Origin of the sequence: Actinosynnema sp. NPDC023587, from assembly GCF_040640215.1 — a bacterium.
Lineage (GTDB): Bacteria > Actinomycetota > Actinomycetes > Mycobacteriales > Pseudonocardiaceae > Actinosynnema.
Map to the genome: position 1 here is coordinate 1 of NZ_JBFABG010000029.1, position 23,151 is coordinate 23,151.

Here is a 23,151-nt window from a genome sequence, read left to right on the forward strand (position 1 = left end):
CGATGGGATGCGTCAGACACATCCACTCCGCCCGGAGGTCCTCCCGTCTTCAACCCGACACGCCGTCAACAACCTAATTAGTCACTACAGCTAGCGGACGCAGCAGCGGGGATGGCAGCGAAAGGCGGCAGCGGAAGACAGAGGCGGCGCGGTTCGAGGTTGGCCCGTACGACAGGTCCGCGTCTCGGGCTGCCTCTAACGCGACACGTGTTGCGTTTGGCCTTGGTCGTAACGCGACACGTGTTGCGTTTGGTCCTGGTCGTAACGCGACACGGGTTGCGTTTGGTGCCTGGCGGGCGGGTGTGGTGGAGCGGTGGCCGTGGTCGCGGCCCGGACGGGTGTGATGGGGTGGCTCGCATGAAACTCGGTGTCGGGATCGGCTGGCGGCCGGAGATCGACCTCACGGTGGAGCAGCTCGACGTCGACTTCGTCGAGGTTGTCGCGGAGAACCTGCACGTCGGCCGACTGCCGGAATCCGTGCTGCTGCTGCGCGAACGCGGCCTGCCGGTCCTGCCGCACGCCGTGTCGCTGTCGCTGGGCGGCGCGGAGCCGGTGGACGCCGCCCGGGTCGCGCACCTCGGCGCGCTCGCCGAGGCCCTCGACGCGCCGTTCGTCAGCGATCACGTGTGCTTCGTGCGCGCGGGCGGCCTCGACTCGGGTCACCTGATGCCGCTGCCGCGCACCCGGGACGCGCTGGACGTGCTGGTGGCCAACGTGAAGGCCGCGCAGGCGGATCTTCCGGTGCCGCTCGCGCTGGAGAACGTCGCGGCGCTGCTGGAGTGGCCGGACGGCGAGCTGACCGAGGGCCAGTTCCTGGCCGACCTGGTCGAGCGCACCGACTGCCTGCTCCTGGTGGACGTGGCGAACCTCTACGCCAACGCACGCAACGTGGGCACCGACGTGGGCCGCTTCCTGGACGAGATCCCGTTGGAGCGCTTGGCGTACGTGCACGTCGCGGGCGGTGAGGAGCACCACGGCGTCTACCACGACACGCACGCGCACGCCGTCCTGCCGGAGGTCCTCGACGTGCTCCGGCAGTTGCGCGAGCGGATCGACCCGCCGGGTGTGCTGCTGGAACGGGACGACGACTACCCGGCGGACGCGGAACTGGCCGGTGAGCTGGCCGCGATCCGGGCGGTGCTGGCGTGACGCAGCCGCAGCGGGACCGACTGGCGGCGGCGCAGGCCGAGCTGCTGCACGCGCTGATGGCCGGCGGTCCGCCGCCGGAGGGGTTCGACCGGGACCGGCTGCGGGTGGAGGCGCGGGCGCTGCTGACCAAGCGGCGCGGCATCGTGGCGATGCTCGGTCCGGACGTGGTGACCGAGCTGGGCGAGCGGTTCCGACCGTCGTTCGACGAGTACGCCCGCGCGCACCCGCGCCGCACCGGCAGCCGGTTCCGGGAGGACGCCGCCGCGTTCGCCGAGTGGGCCGCGCGGCGCGGCGAGCTGACCGCGCCGAAGAAGCGGCGGTGGTGGCAGCGGGCAACCTGATCGCCGGTCCGCTCCGTCTGCACGGTGTGTGGAGACCACTGCTACCCGCGCTGCTCCTCGTCACGGCCTGCTCGGGCGAACCCCGGCTGGGCTGCACGCTGATGGCCGGACCGGAGGGCGTGGAGCTGGACGTCCAGCTCGACACCGCGCGGACCGGCACGATCGAGGTGTGCTGGGACGGCCGGTGCGTCGCACCGCCGCTGAACCTGGTCGCGAGGAACCCGCTCACCCCCGGCTCGTGCGCGAGCGACGAGACGGCTGCCGCGTGCGGCCCGAGCGCCGTGCCGAGCGGCTGGCGGATGGGCCACGCGGCGGTCCCGGACCTGCCCGACAAGCAGGTCACCGTGCGGCTCAAGCTCGTGGACGACGCCGGCGCGGTGGTGGTGGACCGGGAGCTGACGGCCACCCCGGAGCGGGTCTACCCCAACGGCGCGCACTGCGAGCCGGGGGACCCGCTGCTGGCCCTCAAGGTCGGCCCGGACGGGTCGGTGGTCCAGCAGTAGCCCGGGACACCGGCCTGAACCCGGGCCGTGTCGGTCGACGGCGACGGGACGTGGACGGCGACGGGACGTGGCGGCGTCCGTCTCGGATGGCGTCGCGCGGGCCGCCGACCCCGGTGTCGCCGGGTCCGTCTCGCTCCGATCAACCACGTCCGACCGGCGCGGGAACGCCGCGACGCCCTCCGCGATCCGCGCGCACAAGATCGGCCGTGTCGGGAAATGCCCGGTTCCCCGCACACTCTTCCGGACCAATCACCCACCGTGCGTCACCCCGGAAGGGGCCGATCCGGGGGCTAAACATCCCTCAATGAGACGCTGATCTCACCCTGAGGGGTGGATAGCGTCGAAGTTGTTGGGGGGCTTCGTCACTTCCGGTTAACCGCCGACACCGGGTGTCGGTCGGCCTCCCGACGCGCGCTCCACAGCGCGCACAACCAGATTCGGGAGGTATCTGTGTTGAGATCCGGAAGACGCGGCGCATGGGGAACCGCCGCGTTGGCGGTCGGCTTACTCGTCTCCGGGACCGGTGCGGCCACCGCCGCCCCCGTCCCGCCGGAAGCCGGCGCACCACCTGTCACCACCGCCGCCAAGTCCACGTCCGTCACCCTCGTCACCGGCGACCGGGTCCTGTTCCAGGGGGATCGCCTGGACTCGGTCGTCCGGGGCGAGGGCCGCGAGAACACCCGGTTCCAGACCTTCCGGCGGGACGGGCGGCTGCACGTCGTCCCGGCCGACGCCCTGGGTCCGCTCGCCGGGGGCCGGCTCGACCCCCGGCTGTTCGACGTGACCGGCCTCGCCGAAGCCGGCTACGACGACGCGCGGCGCGCCGACGTGCCGCTCATCGTGACCGGCGACGGTTCCCGGCTGCGCGCCGCGTCCGGCCTCCAGGTCACCCGCGACCTGCCCGCCGCCGGCGCGTTCGCCGCCCGCGCGCCCAAGGTCGGGATCACCGGCCTGTTCGACGCCCTGGTCGCCGACCCGGGCGTGGGCAAGGTGTGGCTGGACGGGCTCCGCAAGACCAGCCTGGACCGCAGCGCCGCGCAGATCGGCGCGCCCACCGCCTGGAACGCCGGGTTCACCGGCAAGGGCGTGAAGGTCGCCGTCCTGGACACCGGCGTCGACGCCGCGCACCCCGACCTCGCGGGCGTCGTCACCGGCAGGGCCAACTTCACCGAGGAGCCCGACAACACCGACCGGGTCGGCCACGGCACGCACGTCGCGGCCACCATCGCGAGCCGGCACGCCGCGTACCGGGGCGTCGCACCGGACGCCCAGATCCTCGACGGCAAGGTCTGCATGCTGGCCGGCTGCACCGAGTCCGGGATTCTGGAAGGCATCCAGTGGGCCGCCGACCAGGGCGCGGACGTCGTCAACCTGAGCCTGGGCGGCGGCGACACCCCGGAGGTCGACCCGCTGGAGGCGGCGATCAACCGGCTGTCCGCCGAGAAGGGCACCCTGTTCGTGGTCGCCGCGGGCAACTCCGGCCGGGCCGGCTCGGTCTCCTCGCCCGGCACCGCCGACGCCGCGCTCAGCGTCGGCGCGGTCGAGCGGGACGACGACCTCGCCCCGTTCTCCAGCAAGGGCCCGCGCGCCGGCGACGGCGGCCTCAAGCCCGACATCACCGCGCCCGGCGTCGACATCGCCGCCGCCAAGTCCTCGACCGGTGTCATCGGCACCCCGGTCGACGACACGCACGTGGCGATGTCCGGCACCTCGATGGCCACCCCGCACGTCGCGGGCGCGGCGGCCGTCCTGGCGCAGCAGCACCCGGACTGGACCGGCGCGCAGCTCAAGGCGGCGCTCACCGCGTCCGCGAAGCACAACCCCGGGTTGGGCGCGTTCGACCAGGGCTCCGGCCGCGTCGACGTGGCCAAGGCGCTGACCACCTCGGTCACCACCGACCCGGTCAGCCTCGGCTTCGGGCTCCAGCCGTGGCCGCACGACGACGACGTGCCGGTCACCCGGGAGCTGACCTACCGCAACACCGGCACCTCCCCGGTCACCCTGGACCTGACGGTGGAGTCGACCGGCCCGGACGGCAAGCCCGCCCCCGCCGGCGTGTTCACCCTCGCCTCGACCGCCGTCACCGTCCCGGCGGCCGGCACCGCCACGGTCTCGGTCACCGGTGACGCCCGCGCGGGCACGCTCGACGGCACGTACACGGGCGCGGTCGTCGCCTCCAACGGCCTGCGCACCGCGCTCGGCCTCGGCCGCGAGGCGGAGGCGCACGACCTGGTGCTGAACTACACCGACGCCGACGGCAAGCCCGGCGACCTCGGCTTCAGCCTGCTCTTCGGCCTGGACAACGACTTCATCGCGTTCCCGCAGTCGGTCGCGGGCGTGGCCACGATCAGGGTGCCCAAGGGCAAGTACTTCCTGTTCAACAGCGTGCGGACGAACGACACCAAGGTCGCCCTGGTCGTTCAACCGCTGCTCGACGTGGCCGGCGGGACCACGGTCGCCGTGGACGCCCGCCAGGCCAAGCCGGTGCGGATCACCTACCCCGACCCGGCCACCGTCGAGAAGAACGGCGACATCAGCTTCAGCCGGTCGCACGGCGGTCAGTCGCGGGGCAGCGTCGGCTACCTGCTCTACGGCGGGTTCGGCCCGGTGTCGGTGGCCCACCTCGGCCAGGCGGTGGCCGACGAGGACTTCAGCACCAACATCCACGCGCACGGCGAGGGCCCGTCGGTCGGCGGCACCCCGGTCAACTACCGGCTGGCCTGGGTCGAGCGCGGCAAAGCCCCGACCGGTTTCACCCGCGCGCCCGCCAAGCGCGAACTGGCGAAGCTGGACCAGCGGGTGTTCCGGACCGCGCAGGGCCGGACCTACACCTACGGCGGCATCCCCACGGCCCCCGAGGGCGGCTCCGGCGGCACCCTGCTGACCCCGTTCGGCCCGGACGGGCGGGCGGTCGACTACGTCCTGGCCAAGGGCCTGGTGTGGAACTGGATCGTGTTCCAGGTCGACGCCACCGACCGGCTCGAAGGACGGCAGCGCTCCGACCGGCTGACCTACCGCGCGGGTCGCGACTACGAGCAGCGGTACTTCGGGCCCGTGCTCTCCCCCGGCCTGAACACGCCGGACGGGCTGTACGCGGCCCGGCGCGGTGACGACATCGGGTTCGGCGTTCCGCTGTGGAGCGACGACGACGGCCACGACGGCGACTACGACGTCGCCTCGGCCCGCATCACCCTCTACCGCGACAACGTCAAGATCGGCGAGCTCACCGGCACCTCGAACGGGCTGTTCAAGGTCCCGCCGGGCAAGGGCGACTTCAAGGTGGACGTCGAGGCGGTCCCGCTCGCGGGGGCGACGGAGCTCTCCACCAGGGTGGCGGGCACGTGGACGTTCCGCTCGGACACCGTGCCGGGCACCGCGTTCACGCCGCTCGCGCTGACCGTCGCCAAGTTCGCGCCGGAGCTGGACGACGCGGGCAGCGCGCCCGCGAACCGGGTGCTCCGGGTGCCGCTGGAGGTGCGCCAGCAGCAGGGCGGCCCCAACGGCAAGGTCCGCGACCTGGACGTCGAGGTCTCCTTCGACGACGGCAAGACGTGGAAGGAGGTCCCGGTGGCCGGGCGCACCGCGCTGGTGCGCAACGGTGCCGCGGGCGGCTTCGCGTCGCTGCGGGTCAAGGGTTCGGACAGCAGGGGCAACACGTTCGAGCACACCGTGATCCGCGCCTACAAGATCCGGAGGTGAGCGGAGGGGGCGTCCCGCGCGGGACGCCCCCTCCCCCCGTCACGGCAGGTTGGTGACCAGCTCCGACGCCGGGACCCGGGTCCCGGTGTAGAACGGGATCTCTTCGCGCACGTGCAGGCGGGCCTCGGTGCCGCGCAGGTGGCGCATCAGGTCCACGATCCGGTGCAGCTCGTCCGCCTCGAACGCCAGGATCCACTCGTAGTCGCCCAGCGCGAACGACGCCACGGTGTTCGCCCGCACGTCCGGGTAGTCGCGGGCTTCCTTGCCGTGGTCGGCGAGCATCTTGCGGCGGTCCTCGTCGGGCAGCAGGTACCACTCGTAGGACCGGACGAACGGGTACACGCAGATGAACTTGCGCGGCTCCTCGCCCGCCAGGAACGCCGGGATGTGGCTGCGGTTGAACTCCGCCGGCCGGTGCAGCGCGACCTGGCTCCACACCGGCACGGACGCGCGGCCCAGCGCCGTCCGCCGGAACCCGGTGTAGGCGGCCTGGACCTGCTCGATCTCCTCGGAGTGCCACCAGATCATGAAGTCGGCGTCGGCCCGCAGCCCCGCCACGTCGTACACGCCGCGCACCACGACGCCCTTGGCCGCCAGGCCGTCGAGGTACTCCTGGGCCTCGGCGGCGGCCGGGCCTCGGTCATCGGGCAGCCGGCCGGGTTCGACCCGGAACACGGACCACATCGTGTAGCGGATGGTGTCGTTGAGATCGGTGTAGTTCAAGCGGGCCATGTCCTCATCCTCTCACCCGGGACCTTCCCACCCGGGTTCCCGCACCCGGCCGAGCACGTGTGCGGCGACACGGGCCGCCGCCGCGTCGCCGGTGGCGATGCACGCCGGGACGCCCACGCCGTGCAGGGTCGCGCCCGCGACCGCCAGGCCGGGTGCACCGGCCACCGCGTCCTCGACGCCCCGCACCAGGTCGAGGTGGCCCACGCCGTACTGCGGCAGGCCGCCGCCCCAGCGGGTCACCGCGGTGTCGACCGGCGCGGCCGTCACGCCGGTCAGCTCGGCCAGGTCCGCCCGGACCGCCGCCACCAGGTCCTCGTCGTCGCGGCGCAGCGACTCGACCTCGCCGTGCCGGCCCACGCTGCCGCGCACCAGCACCGGTCCCCCCGCCAGGTGCGCCCACTTGCGGCTGGAGAAGGTGAACGCCTTCGCGGTGAACGGCGTGCCGTCCGCGAAGCGCTCGCCCTCGGCCAGCAGCACGCCGGAGCGCTCCGGCAGCGCGGTGCCCGGCGGCAGCGCGAGCGCCACCACGGCCATCGACGCCACCTCGACCTTGCCCAGCTCCTCGGCGGCGGCGGGCACCACGTCGGCCAGCAGCTTGCGCGCGGCCGGCGCGGGCACGGCCAGCACCACGCCGTCCACGTCCAGGTGCGCGGGCGAGGACGCCGAGCCGATCTCCAGCCGCCAGCCGTGGTCGCGGCGGACCAGCGCGCGCACCGGCAGGCCCAGCCGGACCTCTGCGGCGGCGACCTCGGCCAGGCGCTCGACCAGCAGCGACAGGCCGCCGGTCAGGGTGCCGAACACCGGTGGCCGGCGGCCGTGCGGCTGCGGCGGTGCGGGCATCGCGGTCGCGGCGGCGGCGAGCAGCGAGCCGATGCCGGAGTCCAGCGCGGTCGCGAGCCGCGGCATGGTGGCGCGCAGGCCCAGCGCGTCCGGGCGGCCCGCGTAGACGCCGCCCAGCAGCGGCCCGACCAGCCGGTCGCCGACCTCGGGCCCGAACCGCTCGCGCAGCAGCGCGCCCACCGCGACGTCCGCGCCGGCGAGCTCGATCGGCGGGAGCGCCGGCTCGGCAGCGACCCGCCGCAGCCCGTCGGCGCTGAGCACCTGCCGGACCGCCTCGACCGACGCCGGCACGCCGAGCAGGGTGTGCGCGGGCACCGGTCGCACCCGGCCGCCGGCCCGGATCGTCGCGGGCACCCCGGTCGGGTGCACGAGCCGGTCGGCCAGGCCCAGTTCGGCGACCAGTTCGGCCGCTTCCGGGCGGCGGTGCAGGAACGCTTCCGCGCCCACGTCGTAGGCCAGGCCGCCGACCTCGCCGGTGCGCAGCTTGCCGCCCAGCCGCGAGGTCTGCTCCAGGACGGTGATGCGGGCCTGCCCGCCGAGCAGGCAGCGCAACCGGTGCGCGGCGACCAGACCGGAGATCCCGCCACCGACCACCGCGACGTGGAGCGCTCTCATCGTTCCCGGTGCACCCATTCGACGGCGCGGGTGATCACGTCCGGGTCGGTGCCCGGCAGCACCCCGTGGCCGAGGTTGAAGATGTGCCCGGCCGCCGCCCGGCCCTCCCCGACGATCCGGTCGATCTCGCGCCGCAGCGCGGCGTCGCCCGCGAACAGCAGCGCCGGGTCCAGGTTGCCCTGCACCACCGGCTTCGGCAGGTGCGGCGCGGCGGCCTCCAGCCGGCGCACGGCCACGTCCAGCGGGGTCCGCCAGTCGACGCCCACCACGTCCGCGCCCGCCTCGCGCATCGCGGGCAGCAGCTCGCCGGTGCCCACGCCGAAGTGGATGCGCGGAACGGTGGTGACGGTCTCCAGCACGCGGGTGGAGTGCGGGAGCACGAACTCGCGGTAGTCGCGCTCGGACAGCGCGCCCGCCCACGAGTCGAAGAGCTGCACCGCCTGGACGCCGGCCGCCACCTGCACCCGCAGGAACTCGGCGGTGAGGTCGGCGATCTTGCCCAGCAGCAGGTGCCACAGCTCCGGGTCGGCGTGCATGAGCGCCTTGGTGCGCTCGTGGTTCTTGCTCGGCCCGCCCTCGACCAGGTACGAGGCCAGCGTGAACGGCGCGCCCGCGAACCCGATCAGCGGCACGTCGCCGAGCTCGGCGTTCAGCAGCGCGATCGCGTCCGCGACCGGCCGGACCTGCTCGGCCTCCAGCACGGGCAGCGCCTCGACGTCGGCGCGGCCGGCGATCGGGTTGGCCACGACCGGTCCGGTGCCGGGCACGATGTCGAGGTCGACACCGGCCGCCTTGAGCGGCACCACGATGTCGGAGAACAGGATCGCGCCGTCGACGTCGTGCCGGCGGACGGGCTGGAGCGTGATCTCGCAGACCATCTCCGGGTCCAGGCACGCGTCCAGCATCGAGGTGCCTTCGCGCAGCCTGCGGTACTCCGGCAGGGACCGCCCCGCCTGCCGCATGAACCAGACCGGGGTGCGCGCCGGGACGCCGCCGCGCGCGGCGACCAGCAGAGGTGCGGTGGTGTTGTCGCTCATCTCGGGGGCAATGCTCCCACGCCCAGCCGGCCGCCCGGTGCCCGGTCCCGGCGCGCCGCGCTCACTTAACGGGGTTCAGGGGCATACAGTCCGTGGTGTGAGCGGACTGGCGGCGGAGCCCGAACTGTTCCGGCGGGCGGTGGCGACGCTCAAGTCGGTGCGCACCCGAGCCGAGCTGGAGCCGACCGAGGTGCGCCCGCCCCAGCGCTTGGCACCGTGGGCGTTCGCGCTGACCGCCGAGGCGACCGGCCCGTCGGACGAGCTGTCCACCGGGCGGTTGGTGCTGCTGCACGACCCGGACGGCGTCGAGGCGTGGGCCGGGGTGTTCCGGCTGGTCGCGTACGTGCGGGTGGAGCTGGACCCGGAGCTGGCCGCCGACCCGCTGCTCCCCGAGGTGGGGTGGTCGTGGCTGGTGGAGGCGCTGGAGCTGGCCGGCGCGGGGTTCCTGGCGCTGGGCGGCACGGTGACCCAGACGTCGTCCGCGCGGTTCGGCGACATCGCGGGCCCGGCCCGCACCGACGACCTGGAGCTGCGCGCGTCGTGGACCGCGCGCGACGCCGAACTGGCCGCGCACGGCACGGCGTTCTACGAGGTCATGGCCACGGCCGTGGGTCTGCCGCCGGTCGGCGTGAGCACACTGCGCTAACCGCCGGCCGGCTGCGGCGCGACCGGACGGGCGGAGTCCACCCGGTCGCGTGCCCCCGCGCTCAGCCGTCGTTGTCCCGGAGCACGCGCAGCGCGTTGGCACCGGCGAGCTTCGTGCAGTCGTCCTCGCTCCACCCGCGCTCCAGCAGCGCCCCGACGAGGTTCGGGTAGGTGGAGACGTCCTCCAGCCCCTCGGGCTGCGAGGGCACCCCGTCGTAGTCGCCGCCGAGCCCGATGTGGTCGATCCCGGCGACTTCGCGCGCGTGCTCGACGTGCGCCACGACGTCGTCCAGCGTCACCGCCGGCGGCGGGACGTCCCACGTCCGCTGGAACCGCTCGCGCGCCTCCAGGTCGTTGTGCCGCAGCCCGACCGCCGCCATGGCCTCCTTCATCCGCTCGTCCCACTCCCGGTGCGCGGGCGAGACGAACGCGGGCACGAAGGTCACCATGCACACGCCGCCGTTGCCCGCGAGCCGCTCCAGGACGGCGTCGGGCACGTTGCGCGGGTGGGCGGTGACCGCCCGGCAGGACGAGTGGGTGAACAGCACCGGTCGGCCGGACGCGTCCAGCGCGTCGTTCATGGTGGTCTCGGCGACGTGCGACAGGTCGACGATCATCCCGACCCGGTTCATCTCCCGCACGACCTCGACGCCGAACGGCGTGAGCCCGCCGTGCTCGGGGGTGTCGGTGGCCGAATCGGCCCACGGGGTGTTCTCGTTGTGAGTGAGCGTCATATAACGGACGCCGAGGCGGCGCAGCGACCGCAGCACCCCCAGCGACGAGTTGATGCTGTGCCCGCCCTCGGCACCCAGCAGGGAGGCCGTCCGGCCGGAGCGGAACACCTCCGCCGCCTCGTCGGCGGTCGTGGCGAAGCCGAGGACGTCGGGGTAGCGCTCGCACAGCTCCCGGACCAACTCCACCTGTTCCAGCACGGCGGTGACGGCCGCGTCGCCCGCGAGGGAGCACGGAACCCACACGGACCAGAACTGCATCCCCAACCGACCCTGCCGAGACCGCAAAAAGTCGGTCTGGAGGGCGGGTTGGAGCACCCGGAGGTCCACCTGTCGGGCACCTGAAGACCCGGTGGAGGGCGTTGACTTTTCACCGATTTGGGACTTGTCGGCGAGCTCGCGGAGGGCCCAGGGAAGGTCGTTGTGGCCATCGACGAGGGGCACGCGGGCCAGCAGATCCTCGGCCCGGCCTCGCGGTGTGGTGCTCGCCACCGGCAACTCCTATGTGTCGTCATGAGAGGAACTCGCGTTACGGCCCCTATCCAGTTGTCAGCCGATCGTGTGACAACAGGGGCCATCAGTGACAACTCATTCGGGATAGATACCCGATTGATCGTCCCGTAGACCCGCTTGGGCGGCTACGCTGCCCCAGACGACACCACTTTCGGTCGATCAGTGGCGCGGCTGATTGGACGAAAGTCCCGGTGCCGGTCGGGGGGCACGACCGACTCCAGGGAGGTAGTGACGTGGCTGCCGTCGGCTTAGGTCAGGCCGTTCGTACCACGCCAGCCGGCTCGTTGCCGGCGAACATGGTCCCGCACCCGCGGGAGGAGCTTTTTTCAGTGCTGGTGGTCGACGACCACCCACTGCTGAGGGAGGCGATATCGGCTCGGCTCACCCAGATGGGAGCCGGGACAGTGCATGAAGCGGCTTCGGTCGCGGAGGCTCGGGCGCGGGCACTCGCAACCGGACCGTGCGATCTCGCGATCCTCGATCTGGGTCTGCCGGATGGCACCGGCATCGACCTGGTCACGGAACTCCGTGCCCAGGGCTGGCCCCGCATCGTGGTCCTCGCATCCTCCGACGACCCCTACGCGGTCAGGTCGGCCTTCCAGGCGGGCGCTCAGGCGTACCTCCTGAAGTCCGCCTCGCCAATGGTGGTCACCGACGGGGTGCGCAGGGTTCTCGACGGCGGCGTCTACGCAGATCCGAGCGTCGCGCCCGTGCTCGCCGCGGGCACTCGCGTGCCGGGCACCGACAACACGCCGCGGGAACTCTCCGCACGTGAGGTCGAGGTCCTCCAGTTGGTCGCCGATGGCCAGAGCAACAAGGAAATCGGCGAAGCGCTCAGCCTTTCCGCGTTGACGGTGAAGTCTCACCTGTCGCGGATCGGGCGCAAGCTGGGCACCGGGGATCGGGCTCAGATGGTCGCGCTGGCCATGCGTGCCGGCGTGATCCGCTGACCGGGTCGCCACACTGAACGAGCCGAACACACCCGCGAGTGGTGCGTTCGTCGTAGGGTCTTCCGCCGTGGACGTACCCTCCGACGAGCCAACCGAACCAACCGGGGTCGACCCGGTCCCGCTGACGGAACCCGCTGATGGGGTTCCGCCGGTGGTGGCCGACGCTCAGGCGCTCCGGCGAGCCGCTGACGCGCTCGCCGGAGCGACCGGTCCGGTTGCGGTGGACACCGAGCGAGCCTCGGGATACCGCTACTCGCAGCGCGCTTACCTGGTGCAACTGCGCCGGGAAGGTGCCGGGACCGTGCTGGTCGACCCGATCGCCCTGGGCGGTCGGCTCGACCCGCTGGTCGCGGCGCTGGACGGAACCGAGTGGGTGTTGCACGCGGCGTCCCAGGACCTGCCGTGCCTCGCCGAACTCGATCTGCGTCCGGCCGTGCTGTTCGACACCGAGCTGGCGGGCAGGCTCGCCGGTTTCGAGCGGGTGGCGCTGGGCACGCTCGTCGAGCGATTGCTCGGTTATCGGCTGGAGAAGGGGCACGGTGCGGCCGACTGGTCGCGCCGGCCCCTTCCCGCAGACTGGCTGAACTACGCCGCCCTGGACGTCGAGCTGCTCGTCGAGCTGCGCGACGTCCTGGAGCAGGAGCTCAAGGACCAGGGCAAGCTCGAATGGGCCCTGGAGGAGTTCGAGGCGGCCCGCACGGCTCCGCTGCCCAGACCGAGGGCCGAGCCGTGGCGGCGCACCTCGGGCATCCACCGCATCCGCAGTCCGCGCCAGCTCGCCGCCGTGCGCTCCCTCTGGGAGACCCGGGACGCGCTGGCCCGCGAACGCGACATCGCACCCGGCCGGGTGCTGCCGGACAGCGCGCTGGTCGAGGCCGCCGTCCGCAACCCGCCCGACGAAGCGGGTCTGCTGGCCCTCCCGGTGTTCCGGGGCCGGGCGCAGCGCCGCATGGTGGCCGTGTGGCTGGGCGCGCTGCAACGCGCCGCCGCCCTGCCCCGCAACGAGCTGCCGGAGTCCTCCCAGCAGCACGACGGACCGCCGCCGGCGAACCGGTGGTCGGACAAGGACCCCGCCGCTGCGGCCCGCCTGACCGCCGTGCGCACGGCGCTGACCGCCGTGGCCGAGGCGAACACCCTGCCGGTGGAGAACCTCCTCCTGCCGGACCTGGTGCGCCGGACGTGCTGGCAGCCGCCGGCCGACATCTCGCCCGAGGGCGTCGCGGCGGTGCTCCGCGACGGCGGGGCCCGCAACTGGCAGGTCGAACTGACCGCCGAGCCGCTGGCCACCGCCCTCGCGGCGGCGCGGCCGACGACGAGCTGAGCCGCGCGGGCCGCCCGGTGACCGGGCGGCCCGCGGGGTTCAGTCCCCCGGCTCCGCGCAGTCCTGCCCGCCCTCCCCGGGGCGGGCTTCTTCGCGTTCGGCCCGCGCGCGCACGGCGGAGAGCTCCCGGCGCGCGAGCCGGCGCACGGCGGCCAGCGCCGCGTCCCCCAGCACGGTGCCGACCGCGACGATCTCCATGGCCGCGTCCTTGGTGGCGGCGGTCATCACGTAGTCGAGGTCCTGCTCGGCGAGCTTCCCGCACACCCGCGCGTAGCCGTCGAGCTGGCCGGGGAACGAGTCCAACCCGATGTCCCGCGCGCTCGCCAGCACGGCCACCAGCGACCGGAACGCGTGCGAGTCGGGCCGGTAGCCCCACCCCTGCCGGTCGACGAACCGGCGCGCCTGCTCGTGCGCGACCTCGTCGTCGGAGGCCGCGCCGGCCCCGACGATGGCGGTCTCCACCGTGCCCATCGCCCGGTGCAGGGACCTCTCCGGGTCCTCCAGCGCGCCCAGCACGCCCCGCACGGCCGCGATGGACAACCCGCCGACCTCGACCAGCGCCCGCACCAGGCGCAGCCGGTGCAGGTGGGTTTCGCCGTACCTGGCCTGGTTGGGGCTGGTCAGCTCCCCGGCCGGGAGCAGCCCTTCGCGCAGGTAGTACTTGATCGTCGGCACGGGCACGCCGGTCCGGCGGCTCAACTCAGCGATGCGCATGGCCTTCTTCCTGAGACGTCTCTCAGCATAGATACTGTAGCTATCCGATAGTAGAAAGTGTTGCTATCTATCTCTAGGAGACGCCCGTGCCCCGCTTCCTCCGGCAGCACCCGCCGCTGATGGTGTTCACCCTGCTGATGTCAGCCATCACCCTCGTCTCGCTGGCGGGCCTGGTCGTGGACGACCGCATTCTGGTGGGGTCGCCGATCTGGTTCAAGCCGTTCAAGTTCGGCGTCTCCCTCGCGCTCTACGGGGCCACCCTGGCGTGGATGCTCACCTTCACCACCCGGCTGCGGCGCACCGCGTGGTGGGCGGGCACGGTGGTGGCGGTCGGCGGCACCGCCGAGATGGTCGTCGTCGTGGGCCAGGTGGTGCGCGGCAGGCAGAGCCACTTCAACGCCCTCACGCCGTTGGACGCGATGCTCTTCGACGCCATGGGGGTGACCATCGCGGTCGTGTGGCTCATGCACGCGCTGATCGCCGTCGCGCTGCTCCGCTCGAAGTTCACCGACCGCGTGGCCGGCCTGGCGATCCGCCTGGGCCTGCTGCTCGGCCTGGTCGGACTCGCCCTGGGCGCGCTGATGTCGGGCCCGACCGACGTGGAGGGCATCATCGGCGCGCACACCGTCGGCCTGCCCGACGGCGGCCCGTACCTGCCGGTCACCGGTTGGAGCACGGCCGGTGGCGACCTGCGGGTGCCGCACTTCGTCGGCATCCACGCCCTCCAGGTGATCCCGCTGCTGACCGTGGCGTTCGGCCGGCGCGCGAACCCGAGGCTGGTCTGGGCGCTGACGCTGTCCTACGCGGGCCTGGTGACGCTGGTGCTGTGGCAGGCCCTGCGCGGCCAACCGCTGCTCCGCCCGGACGGCGCGACCCTGCTCGCCCTGCTGGGCCTGGCCGCCTGGACGGGCGTGGCGACGTGGTGGGCGCTGCGCGAGCGGCCCGTGACGACCGGGGCCGCCAAGGAGGTCGTGGCCGCATGACCGGGTTCCTGTTCGAGATCACGTTCTGGCTCACCGTCCCGTTCTGGGGCCTGATGGTCTTCGCGCCGACGTGGTCGGGCACGGCCCGGATCACGTCCTCGCCGCTGATCGCCGTGCCGCCGCTGGTGGTGTACTCGGTGCTGGTCGCCGGGCACCTCCCGGAGCTGTGGGCCACCATGAGCAGTCCGGACCTGGACGCGCTGAGGGAGTTCCTGGGCACGGCGTGGGGCGCGTCGGCGGTGTGGGCGCAGGTGATCGCGTGGGACCTGCTGATCGGTGCCTGGATGTACCGGGAGGGCCGGCGGCTGGGCCTGCACCCGCTGGTGATGGGGCCCCTGCTGCTGGGCACGATCGTCCTCTCGCCGTTCGGGTTCGCGCTGTTCCTGGTCATCAGGGCATTCTGTGACGCACCCGACAGGGCGGCCACGGTGGTTACCGATGAGTAACATGGGCTAGAGTTGGGTTACCGATCGGTAGGAGTCGCGTCCCCGACCGGTGGAGCGAAACGTCACCACAAGTGGAGGAGACGCCGTGGCCGCACCAGCAGCGCCGGCACGCGTTCGGAACGTGGTCTTCGTCGACGGCGTGCGCACGCCGTTCGGCAAGGCCGGACCCAAGGGGATCTTCGCGGAGACCCGTGCCGACGACCTGGTGGTCAAGGTGATCCGCGAACTGCTGCGGCGGCACCCCGAGCTGCCGCCGGAGCGGGTGGACGAGGTCGCCATCGCCGCCACCACCCAGATCGGCGACCAGGGCCTCACCATCGGCCGCACCGCCGCGCTGCTGGCGGGCCTGCCCAAGTCCGTGCCCGGCTACTCCGTCGACCGCATGTGCGCGGGCGCGATGACCGCCGTGACCACGGCCGCGAGCGGCATCGCGTTCGGCGCGTACGACGTGGTGATCGCGGGCGGGGTCGAGCACATGGGCCGGCACCCGATGGGCGAGGGCGTCGACCCCAACCCGCGGTTCCTGTCCGACCGGATCGTGGACCCCTCGGCGCTGGTCATGGGCTCGACGGCGGAGAACCTGCACGACCGGTTCCCCGCCATCACCAAGGAGCGCGCCGACGCCTTCGCGGCGGCGTCCCAGGCCAGGTACGCGGACGCGGTGCGGAACGGCAGCATCGGCCCGGAGCTCGTGCCGGTCGCGACCCGGTCCGCCGAGCACGGCTGGGGCCTGGCCACCGCCGACGAGCCGCCGCGCCCCGGCACCACCGTCGAGGACCTCGCGAAGCTCAAGACGCCGTTCCGCCCGCACGGCCGGGTCACCGCGGGCAACGCGGCGGGCCTGAACGACGGCGCGACCGGCTGCATCCTGGCCGAGGAGCGGACCGCGGCCGAACTCGGCCTGCCGGTCGGCATGCGCCTGGTCGGCTACTCGTTCCTGGGCGTCGAGCCCGAGGTCATGGGCATCGGCCCGGTGCCCGCGACGGAGAAGGCGCTCAAGCGCGCCGGCCTGACCATCGACGACATCGGCCTGTTCGAGATCAACGAGGCGTTCGCCGTGCAGGTGCTCGCCTTCCTCGACCACTTCGGCATCGCCGACGACGACCCGAGGGTCAACCGGTGGGGCGGCGCGATCGCCACCGGCCACCCGCTCGCCTCGTCCGGCGTGCGCCTGATGACCCAGCTCTCCCGCCAGTTCGCCGAGCGCCCCGACGTGCGGTACGGCATCACCACCATGTGCATCGGCATCGGCATGGGCGGCACGGTCATCTGGGAGAACCCGCACTGGAACGGAGACGTCAAGTGACCGCGCTGACCGCGGACGAGGCCAAGGCCCTCTTCCCCGACGAGGTGGTGACGGTCGCGCGCACGCGGCTGGTCACCGTGCCCGGCGTGACCGGGCAGGTCGCCCTGATCACCCTGGACAACGGGCACGACCACACCCGTCCGTCCACCTTCGGCCCGCAGTCGCTGGTGAGCCTGAACGCGGCGTTCGACGAGGCCGTCGCGGCGTCGCCGGCCGCGATCGCGGTCACCGGCAAGCCGTTCGTCTTCGCCGTGGGCGCGGACCTGACCGCCGTGGAGCACGCGTCGCGCCGCGAGCAGGCGCTGGCCATCGGTCAGCTCGGCCACGACGTGTTCCGCCGGTTCACCGAGTCGACCACCCCGACCTTCGCCTTCGTCAACGGCGCGGTCCTGGGCGGCGGCCTGGAGCTGGCGCTGTCCTGCCACTACCGGACGCTCGCGTCCAACGCGGCGGCCATCGCGCTGCCCGAGGTCTTCCTCGGCCTGTTCCCCGGCTGGGGCGGCACGCAGTTGCTGCCGAACCTGATCGGCGCGCACGACGCGGTCACCGTGATCTTCGAGAACTCGTTGAACCAGAACAGGATGCTCAAGCCCGCGCAGGCGTTGGACCTGGGCATCGCGGACGTGCTCCTCGACTCGGCGGACTACCTGGAGCAGTCGCTGCGGTGGCTGGCCTCGGTGGTGCGCGGCGACGTCACGCCGACCCGCCGGGAGATCGACCGCGGCGAGGCGTGGGACGCGGCCGTGGCCCGCGCCCGCGCGATCGTGGACGCCAGGACCAAGGGTGCCGCGCCCGGTGCGTTGAAGGCGCTGGAGCTGCTGGAACTGGCGCGCGCCGACGATCTCGACGCGGGCTATGCGGCCGAGACCGAGGCGTTGGCCGACGTCGTGATGAGCGACGAGCTGCGGGCCGGGCTGTACTCGTTCAACCTGGTGCAGAAGCGGGCCAAGCGGCCGGCGGGCGCACCGGACAAGTCGTTGGCGCGCAAGGTCACCAAGGTCGGCGTCGTCGGCGCGGGCCTGATGGCCTCGCAGATGGCGCTGCTGTTCGCGCGGCGGCTGGAAGTGCCGGTGGTGCTCACCGACGTCGACCAGGCGCGGGTGGACAAGGGCGTCGGCTACGTGCACGGCGAGGTCGACAAGCTGCTGGCCAAGCGCCGGGTGTCGCCCGACCAGGCGAACCGGCTCAAGGCGCTGGTGACCGGGTCGCTGGACAAGGCGGCGTTCGCCGACGCGGACTTCGTGATCGAGGCCGTGTTCGAGGACCTGGCCGTCAAGCGGGAGGTGTTCGCCGAGGTCGAGGAGTTCGTCTCGCCCGAGGCGGTGCTGGCCACCAACACCTCGTCGCTGTCCATCACCGACCTGGCGGCCGGGCTCAAGCACCCCGAGCGGGTCGTGGGCTTCCACTTCTTCAACCCGGTGGCGGTCATGCCGCTGCTGGAGATCGTGCGCGCCGAACGGACCGACGACGCCACGCTGGCCACCGCGTTCGCCGTGGGCAAGCAGCTCAAGAAGTCGTCCGTGCTGGTCAAGGACGCCCCGGCGTTCGTGGTCAACCGGCTGTTGACCCGGTTCATGGGCGAGGTCGTCAAGTCCGTCGACGAGGGCACGCCGTTCGAGGTGGCCGACAAGGCGACCGAACCGCTCGGCCTGCCGATGTCGCCGCTGGTGCTCCTGCAACTGGTCGGCGCGCCGGTCGCGCTGCACGTCGCGGAGACCATGCACGGCGCGTTCCCCGACCGGTTCGGCGTGTCGGAGAACATGAAGGCGTTCGTCGCGGCGGGCAAGAACGCCGTGTGGCAGTGGGACAGCACCGGCAAGCAGACGGTGGACCCCGAGGTCCAGGCGCTGTGGCGGTTCGGCGACGCGCCGCTGACCGGCGACGAGGTCAAGGCGCGCGCGCTGGAGGCGTTGGCCGAGGAGATCCGGCTGATGCTGGACGAAGGCGTGGTGGCCGAGGCGCAGGACATCGACCTGTGCCTGATCCTCGGCGCGGGCTGGCCGTTCTGGCTGGGCGGCATCACCCCGTACCTGGACCGGACGGGTATCTCCGAAAAGGTGACGGGCCGGCGGTTCCTCGCGCCGGGCGTGGCCTCCGTACCCGCCTGACCGGTGCTTTCCCCGGCGCGCCCGGTTTCCCGCCCAGGGAGACCGGGCGCGCTGCGTCACCGGCCGGTAGTGCGAGCGTGTGCTCTCGCTCGCGCACCCGGGTGAGCAAAGCTCATACCGGCGGGTCGTGACCGATCTTGGGGCCATGACCCCGCACCGCCGACGAGCCCGCGCCCGACGTCCCCTCCCGGACCCGGTGCGCGTGGAGGAACTCGTCGCCTACCTCCGCGCCGACCGCGCGTGGCGGGACGAGGTCGCGCGCAGGCTCGTCGCGCGCCTGGACCAGCGGCTGGTGCGGTCCGCGAAGGCGTGCGGGTGCCGCCCGCTGGCGCACGTGGCCGAGGAGCTGGACAGCCAGGCGTGCGTCGACCTGGGCCCGGGAGCCCCCTACCAACTGGCCAAGGCCGTCTACGGCCAGGTCCGCCTCAGAGGAGCGGCGCGCCTGCGCCAGACCGCCCGCAGCCTGCGCGTGCTCGGCGTCTACCTGTGCGGCAACGACCTGGCCCAGTGCCCCTGCACCGCCGCCCTCGCCCGCGACCCGAGGCAGGTGCGGGTCGACCGCGTGGTGTCCGGCGCGCTGGACGGGGCGGGGTTCTAGTGCCGCCGCGCGCGCCCGCAGGACCGCTCGGCCCCGCCGATGGGCCGAGCTCGAAAGCGACCGCTCCGGTGGCGTCCGGCGTCGCCGGAGCGGTCGCGCCACTACGCGCGCACAACGTCGTCGCCCCGGCCGTTCCACCGGTCCCGACCGTTCGGGCGGTCCCGGCCATTCGGGCGACCTGGTCCCGCTGCCCGGGTCCGATAGATCCGCACCCCCGTGACGCGGTCCGGTCACACGCCGATGACCTCGACCACCCGCTCCAGTCCGGTGAAGTCGCGGAGGTTGGTGGTGAGCACCGGCAGGCCGTGGGCCGCTGCGGTGGCGGCGATCTGGAGGTCCATCCGGCGGGGGCGGGGACTGCGGCCGGAACGGCGGACCAGGGCGGCCAGGGTGCCGTAGACCTTGGCCGCCGCCAGGGTGAAGGGCAGCACCTCGAACTGGTCCAGGGCCGCGTAGTAGCGCTCGGTGCGGGCGAAGCGCTCGACCGGGTCGTCCACGTCCAGGCCGTACGCCAGTTCGGCCACGGTCACCGCGCTGATCGCCGGTTCGGCACCGGCCAGGTCGCCGAAGTCGATCTCCTCCAGCCGGATCAGCACGCCGGTGTCCAGCAGGACCCGCCGGATCACCCCCGCCACGGGTCCTCGGCCGGGTCGTCCGCGCCGAAGACCTCGTCGTCGGTGCCGCGGTCGGCGGCCCAGCGGTCGAGGTCGAGCCGGGGCAGGCGGCGGAACCCGGCCTGGGTCTCGGCGAGCGTGCGCCGGGGGCGCTCACCCACGACGTGCGGCACCAGGTCGGCCACCGGCCGGCCGTTGCGGGTCACCACGAAGCTCTCCCCCGCCTCGACCCGCCGCATGATCTCGGCGTTGTCGTTGCGGAGCTCGCGCTGACCTATCGATGCGACACCCATGGCACAATCCTACCTACTGTGCTACAGCGGTGCTACACGTTTCACCGGTCACCTGGAAGGGCACCACTTGACCACCATGGGTGATATCCGAATCGGCACCTCGGGCTGGCGGTACCCGCACTGGCGTGGCGACTTCTACCCACGCGGCCTCCAGCAGCGTCTAGAGCTGGAGTTCCTCTCGCGGATGCTGAACACCGTCGAGCTCAACAGCCCGTTCTACGGCCTGCACAAACCCGACCACTACCACTCGTGGTACGACCGCACGCCCGACGACTTCGTGTTCGCGGTCAAGGCCCACAAGGAGATCACGCACTTCCGCCGATTGCGCGACACCGACGAGGCGGTGGACGAGTTCTTCGACTCCGGCGTGCTGGAGCTGCGCGACAAGCTCGGTCCGGTCCTCTGGCAGCTACCGCCGACCCTGCCCTACCAGCGCGACCGGCTGACCTCGTTCCTCGACCACCTCCCCGGCCCGCCCGTCCGGCACGCCCTGGAGATCCGCCACCCCACGTTCCTGGTCCCCGAGGTCACCGAGCTGCTCACCCGGCACGGCGTGGCGCTCGTCGCGGCCGAGTCGGCGGGGCGCTTCCCGGAACCCCAGGAGCCGACCGCGGACTTCGCCTACGTCCGCCTGCACGGCGACCGCGAGCTCTACGTGAGCGAGTACACGGACGGGGCGCTGCGCCGGTGGGCGGACCGGATCCGGACCTGGTCGGCGGACCGCGACGTGTTCGTCTACTTCGACAACACGATGCACGGCGCGGCCCCGCACGACGCCCGGGCGCTGGCCGAGATCCTCACCGCGTGACCGCCCGGCACCGCCGAGCGCGCCTCACAACCTCGGCACGCGGTCCAGCACGATCCCGAAGTGCTCGGCGTGCGCCGCGATGATCCCGTCGTCGTCCAGCTCGCGTTCCCACCGCTCGCCGCCCTCGGTGACGATCAGCCTGTCGCCCGCCACGGTGACCCGCCCACCCGGCGTGGCGAGCGAGCAGGTGGCCCCGCGCCGGAACGGCGACCCGGGCCACGTCTGGTGGTACCAGCACGTGGCCCGGAACTCCTCCAGCGCGCGGGGCCGCGACTCCAGCCGGTACTGCACGACCCCGTCGTGCAGCACGTCGAGATCGCCCTCGGGCGTGTCGACCAGCCGGAACACCCCCGCCGCGTCGACCTGGTCACCCCGGTCGGCCAGGTCCAACGGCCGCAGGCTGAACCGCCCGAAGCCGACGTCCACGAGGAGGTCCCCCACCCGCAGCGCCAGGTGGTCGAACGGCGGCCCGAACACGCCGTTGGCGAACACCTTGGCGGACAGCAGCTCCACCGGGTGCCCGAGCGCGGCCAGCAGCGCGGCGAACGCCCCGTTGAGCTCGTAGCAGAACCCGCCCCGCCGGCGGCGGACGACCTTGTCGACCAGCCAGTCCTCGGTGAGCGTGACGACCTCCCCGAGGTGGATGGAGAGGTTCTCGAACGGCACGGCGGCCAGGTGCCGCTCGTGCAGCTCGTGCAGCGTGCTGGAGCGCGTCGCGCCGATCCGTTCCAGGTAGGCGTCGGTGGTGCTGGTGTCCATGGGGGACAAACTTGCACCCCGACCCCCGGTGGAGGTCAATGGTTCTGTGATCCGCATCGGCACCAGCGGTTGGACCTACGCCCCGTGGCGCGGCGTGTTCTACCCGAAGGGCCTGCCGCACAGGCGTGAGCTGGAGCACTTGGCGGCCCGGCTGAACTCGGTGGAGGTCAACGGCACGTTCTACGCCCTCCAGAAGCCGACGAACTTCCAGGCGTGGTCCGCGCAGACCCCGGAGGATTTCGTCTTCGCGATCAAAGGAAGCCGTTTCATCACGCACATGAAACGCCTGCGCGACCCCCACGACGCGCTGAGCCGATTCCTGAATTCCGGAATGCTCGCCCTGGGCCCGAAACTGGGCCCGTTCCTGTGGCAACTCCCGCCCACCCTCCGGTTCGACCCCGACCTCCTCACGGATTTCTTCGCCGCACTCCCCCGGTCCCACGAGGACAGGCCGCTGCGGCACGCGCTGGAGGTCCGCCACGAGTCCTTTCGCGACCCGGCGTTCCTGCCGTTGCTGGAGGAGCACGGGATAGCCCTCGTCATCGCAGACACCGCGCACACGTTCATCGAACTGGAGGCCGTCACGGCGGATTTCGCCTACCTCCGCCTGCACGGCGACGAGGAGCTCTACACCAGCGGCTACACCGACGAGTCCCTGGACCGCTGGGCCGCCAAGATCCGGGGTTGGGCGCGCACCCACGACGTCTACGCGTACTTCGACAACGACGCCAAGGTCATGGCACCCCGCGACGCGCAGGCCCTGAAAGCCCGGCTGGGCCTCAAGTAGCCGACCGGGACCGGCCACCCCACAATGCGTCTGGAGGTGCCCGGTGATGATGACGAAGAGCCTGTTGACCGCCCTGACGATCACCACGACAGTCCTGATCCCCACCGGCACCGCGACCGCCCGACAACCGGCGGAGATCTGCGACCGAGGCGAGTTCTGCGCGTGGTCGGGGACGAACTACACGGGCACGGTCCAACGCCTGGACCTGGAGTCCGCCAACCCGGACGAGTGCATCCCCCTGACCGACCTGGTGGCCCGCTCGTTCGTGAACCACCTGACCCGCGACACGTCGGTCTACCAGGGAGCCACCTGCTCGACCGAAGCGGAGTTCACGACCTACCCGGGCAAGGGCACCTACGTCCCCGACGCCCCGTTCGTGGTCCGCGCGATCCAGGTCTGGGGTTCTTGAGCTGTCGTCACAACAACCAGTGCCCAGGAGCAACCACGGGGAATAGGCATGCTCCATCGCGTGGGTGACCATCCTGTGCATCACCTGATCGAGTACTACCCGGATGGAAAACGAAGACTGCTCATATTGCTGGCTACGTCATCAGGGTGAATTCCCCAGGAGGATTGATCAACGTCCGATCCCCTCGGCCGCCGACCGGAATACTGCACCCACAGGCGGACTGAACCACGGCGTCATCGGACACGGGGCT

23 protein-coding genes are annotated in these 23,151 nt (G+C 72.5%); 15 read left to right on the forward strand and 8 right to left on the reverse strand.

Going from position 1 to position 23,151, the window contains the following annotated elements:
- Positions 1-357: 357 nt before the first annotated feature.
- The 4 genes from AB0G01_RS34900 to AB0G01_RS34915 all read left to right on the forward strand — a co-directional run bounded on the left by AB0G01_RS34900 (position 358) and on the right by AB0G01_RS34915 (position 5,692).
- On the forward strand, positions 358-1,149 hold the full coding sequence (locus AB0G01_RS34900; RefSeq protein WP_360955110.1) for a DUF692 domain-containing protein: 792 nt from the start codon (positions 358-360) through the stop codon (positions 1,147-1,149).
- Positions 1,146-1,490: a hypothetical protein gene (locus AB0G01_RS34905; protein WP_360955113.1), complete on the forward strand. Its 345-nt coding sequence runs from the start codon at positions 1,146-1,148 to the stop codon at positions 1,488-1,490. The genes AB0G01_RS34900 and AB0G01_RS34905 overlap by 4 nt, the downstream gene beginning before the upstream one ends.
- Entirely contained in the window at positions 1,472-1,993 is a 522-nt protein-coding gene (locus tag AB0G01_RS34910) for a hypothetical protein (RefSeq protein ID WP_360955116.1), read from the forward strand. Before AB0G01_RS34905 ends, AB0G01_RS34910 begins: the two co-directional genes overlap by 19 nt.
- Positions 1,994-2,485: 492 nt before the next feature.
- A complete protein-coding gene (locus AB0G01_RS34915) occupies positions 2,486-5,692 on the forward strand; it encodes a S8 family serine peptidase (protein WP_360955118.1) in 3,207 nt (1,068 codons plus the stop codon).
- A gap of 39 nt (positions 5,693-5,731) precedes the next feature.
- On the opposite strand, the gene hemQ is transcribed toward AB0G01_RS34915, so the two are convergent.
- Genes hemQ through hemE form a run of 3 tightly spaced genes read right to left on the reverse strand, consistent with a single transcriptional unit; the run spans position 5,732 to position 8,916 of the window.
- The gene (hemQ, locus tag AB0G01_RS34920) at positions 5,732-6,424 is read right to left on the reverse strand and encodes a hydrogen peroxide-dependent heme synthase (protein ID WP_360955121.1); all 693 of its coding nucleotides are present in this window, start codon (positions 6,422-6,424) and stop codon (positions 5,732-5,734) included.
- 12 nt (positions 6,425-6,436) lie between these two features.
- The gene (hemG, locus tag AB0G01_RS34925; protein WP_360955124.1) at positions 6,437-7,879 is read right to left on the reverse strand and encodes a protoporphyrinogen oxidase; all 1,443 of its coding nucleotides are present in this window, start codon (positions 7,877-7,879) and stop codon (positions 6,437-6,439) included.
- On the reverse strand, positions 7,876-8,916 hold the full coding sequence (gene hemE / locus AB0G01_RS34930) for a uroporphyrinogen decarboxylase (protein WP_360955127.1): 1,041 nt from the start codon (positions 8,914-8,916) through the stop codon (positions 7,876-7,878). Before hemE ends, hemG begins: the two co-directional genes overlap by 4 nt.
- A 97-nt stretch (positions 8,917-9,013) precedes the next feature.
- On the opposite strand from hemE, the gene AB0G01_RS34935 reads away from it, so the two are divergent.
- Positions 9,014-9,562, forward strand: a complete 549-nt coding sequence (locus AB0G01_RS34935; protein ID WP_360955130.1) for a DUF3000 domain-containing protein — start codon at positions 9,014-9,016, stop codon at positions 9,560-9,562.
- A 61-nt stretch (positions 9,563-9,623) separates the two neighbouring features.
- Here AB0G01_RS34935 and AB0G01_RS34940 read toward each other — a convergent pair whose 3' ends face one another.
- Complete coding sequence (locus AB0G01_RS34940) at positions 9,624-10,784, reverse strand: dipeptidase (protein WP_360955133.1); 1,161 nt, start codon at positions 10,782-10,784, stop codon at positions 9,624-9,626.
- 317 nt (positions 10,785-11,101) lie between these two features.
- Between AB0G01_RS34940 and AB0G01_RS34945 the strand changes: the two genes are divergently transcribed.
- Both AB0G01_RS34945 and AB0G01_RS34950 read left to right on the forward strand, forming a co-directional pair.
- Positions 11,102-11,755 carry a response regulator transcription factor gene (locus AB0G01_RS34945; RefSeq protein WP_181320591.1) on the forward strand — a complete coding sequence of 218 codons (654 nt, stop codon included), beginning with the start codon at positions 11,102-11,104 and terminating at the stop codon, positions 11,753-11,755.
- A 67-nt stretch (positions 11,756-11,822) separates the two neighbouring features.
- The gene (locus AB0G01_RS34950; protein ID WP_360955136.1) at positions 11,823-13,076 is read left to right on the forward strand and encodes a ribonuclease D; all 1,254 of its coding nucleotides are present in this window, start codon (positions 11,823-11,825) and stop codon (positions 13,074-13,076) included.
- Between the two features lie 39 nt (positions 13,077-13,115).
- On the opposite strand, the gene AB0G01_RS34955 is transcribed toward AB0G01_RS34950, so the two are convergent.
- A complete protein-coding gene (locus AB0G01_RS34955; protein ID WP_360955139.1) occupies positions 13,116-13,790 on the reverse strand; it encodes a MerR family transcriptional regulator in 675 nt (224 codons plus the stop codon).
- A gap of 86 nt (positions 13,791-13,876) precedes the next feature.
- Between AB0G01_RS34955 and AB0G01_RS34960 the strand changes: the two genes are divergently transcribed.
- The 5 genes from AB0G01_RS34960 (at position 13,877) to AB0G01_RS34980 (ending at position 19,231) form a co-directional block, all read left to right on the forward strand.
- Complete coding sequence (locus tag AB0G01_RS34960) at positions 13,877-14,773, forward strand: hypothetical protein (RefSeq protein WP_360955142.1); 897 nt, start codon at positions 13,877-13,879, stop codon at positions 14,771-14,773.
- Positions 14,770-15,219 carry an ABA4-like family protein gene (locus AB0G01_RS34965; protein ID WP_360955145.1) on the forward strand — a complete coding sequence of 150 codons (450 nt, stop codon included), beginning with the start codon at positions 14,770-14,772 and terminating at the stop codon, positions 15,217-15,219. The genes AB0G01_RS34960 and AB0G01_RS34965 overlap by 4 nt, the downstream gene beginning before the upstream one ends.
- An 85-nt stretch (positions 15,220-15,304) precedes the next feature.
- Positions 15,305-16,525, forward strand: coding sequence for a thiolase family protein (locus AB0G01_RS34970; protein ID WP_360955148.1), 1,221 nt, complete (start codon positions 15,305-15,307; stop codon positions 16,523-16,525).
- On the forward strand, positions 16,522-18,633 hold the full coding sequence (locus tag AB0G01_RS34975; RefSeq protein ID WP_360955151.1) for a 3-hydroxyacyl-CoA dehydrogenase NAD-binding domain-containing protein: 2,112 nt from the start codon (positions 16,522-16,524) through the stop codon (positions 18,631-18,633). The genes AB0G01_RS34970 and AB0G01_RS34975 overlap by 4 nt, the downstream gene beginning before the upstream one ends.
- A 127-nt stretch (positions 18,634-18,760) precedes the next feature.
- On the forward strand, positions 18,761-19,231 hold the full coding sequence (locus AB0G01_RS34980; RefSeq protein WP_360955154.1) for a hypothetical protein: 471 nt from the start codon (positions 18,761-18,763) through the stop codon (positions 19,229-19,231).
- A gap of 230 nt (positions 19,232-19,461) precedes the next feature.
- On the opposite strand, the gene AB0G01_RS34985 is transcribed toward AB0G01_RS34980, so the two are convergent.
- Both AB0G01_RS34985 and AB0G01_RS34990 read right to left on the reverse strand, forming a co-directional pair.
- Positions 19,462-19,866, reverse strand: a complete 405-nt coding sequence (locus AB0G01_RS34985) for a PIN domain-containing protein (protein ID WP_360955157.1) — start codon at positions 19,864-19,866, stop codon at positions 19,462-19,464.
- Complete coding sequence (locus AB0G01_RS34990; protein WP_360955160.1) at positions 19,854-20,138, reverse strand: type II toxin-antitoxin system prevent-host-death family antitoxin; 285 nt, start codon at positions 20,136-20,138, stop codon at positions 19,854-19,856. The genes AB0G01_RS34985 and AB0G01_RS34990 overlap by 13 nt, the downstream gene beginning before the upstream one ends.
- Before the next feature lie 67 nt (positions 20,139-20,205).
- Here AB0G01_RS34990 and AB0G01_RS34995 point away from each other — a divergent pair, with 67 nt between their 5' ends.
- Positions 20,206-20,946, forward strand: a complete 741-nt coding sequence (locus AB0G01_RS34995; RefSeq protein WP_360955163.1) for a DUF72 domain-containing protein — start codon at positions 20,206-20,208, stop codon at positions 20,944-20,946.
- 24 nt (positions 20,947-20,970) lie between these two features.
- Here the strand turns inward: AB0G01_RS34995 and AB0G01_RS35000 are convergent, their stop codons facing one another.
- Positions 20,971-21,705 carry an arylamine N-acetyltransferase gene (locus AB0G01_RS35000; RefSeq protein WP_360955166.1) on the reverse strand — a complete coding sequence of 245 codons (735 nt, stop codon included), beginning with the start codon at positions 21,703-21,705 and terminating at the stop codon, positions 20,971-20,973.
- On the opposite strand from AB0G01_RS35000, the gene AB0G01_RS35005 reads away from it, so the two are divergent.
- Positions 21,704-22,492 (forward strand): DUF72 domain-containing protein, encoded by a 789-nt coding sequence (locus AB0G01_RS35005; RefSeq protein WP_360955169.1) that lies wholly within the window; start codon positions 21,704-21,706, stop codon positions 22,490-22,492. The two genes, AB0G01_RS35000 and AB0G01_RS35005, sit on opposite strands and share 2 nt — an antisense overlap.
- Before the next feature lie 46 nt (positions 22,493-22,538).
- Positions 22,539-22,901 carry a peptidase inhibitor family I36 protein gene (locus AB0G01_RS35010; RefSeq protein ID WP_360955172.1) on the forward strand — a complete coding sequence of 121 codons (363 nt, stop codon included), beginning with the start codon at positions 22,539-22,541 and terminating at the stop codon, positions 22,899-22,901.
- Positions 22,902-23,151: the final 250 nt, after the last annotated feature.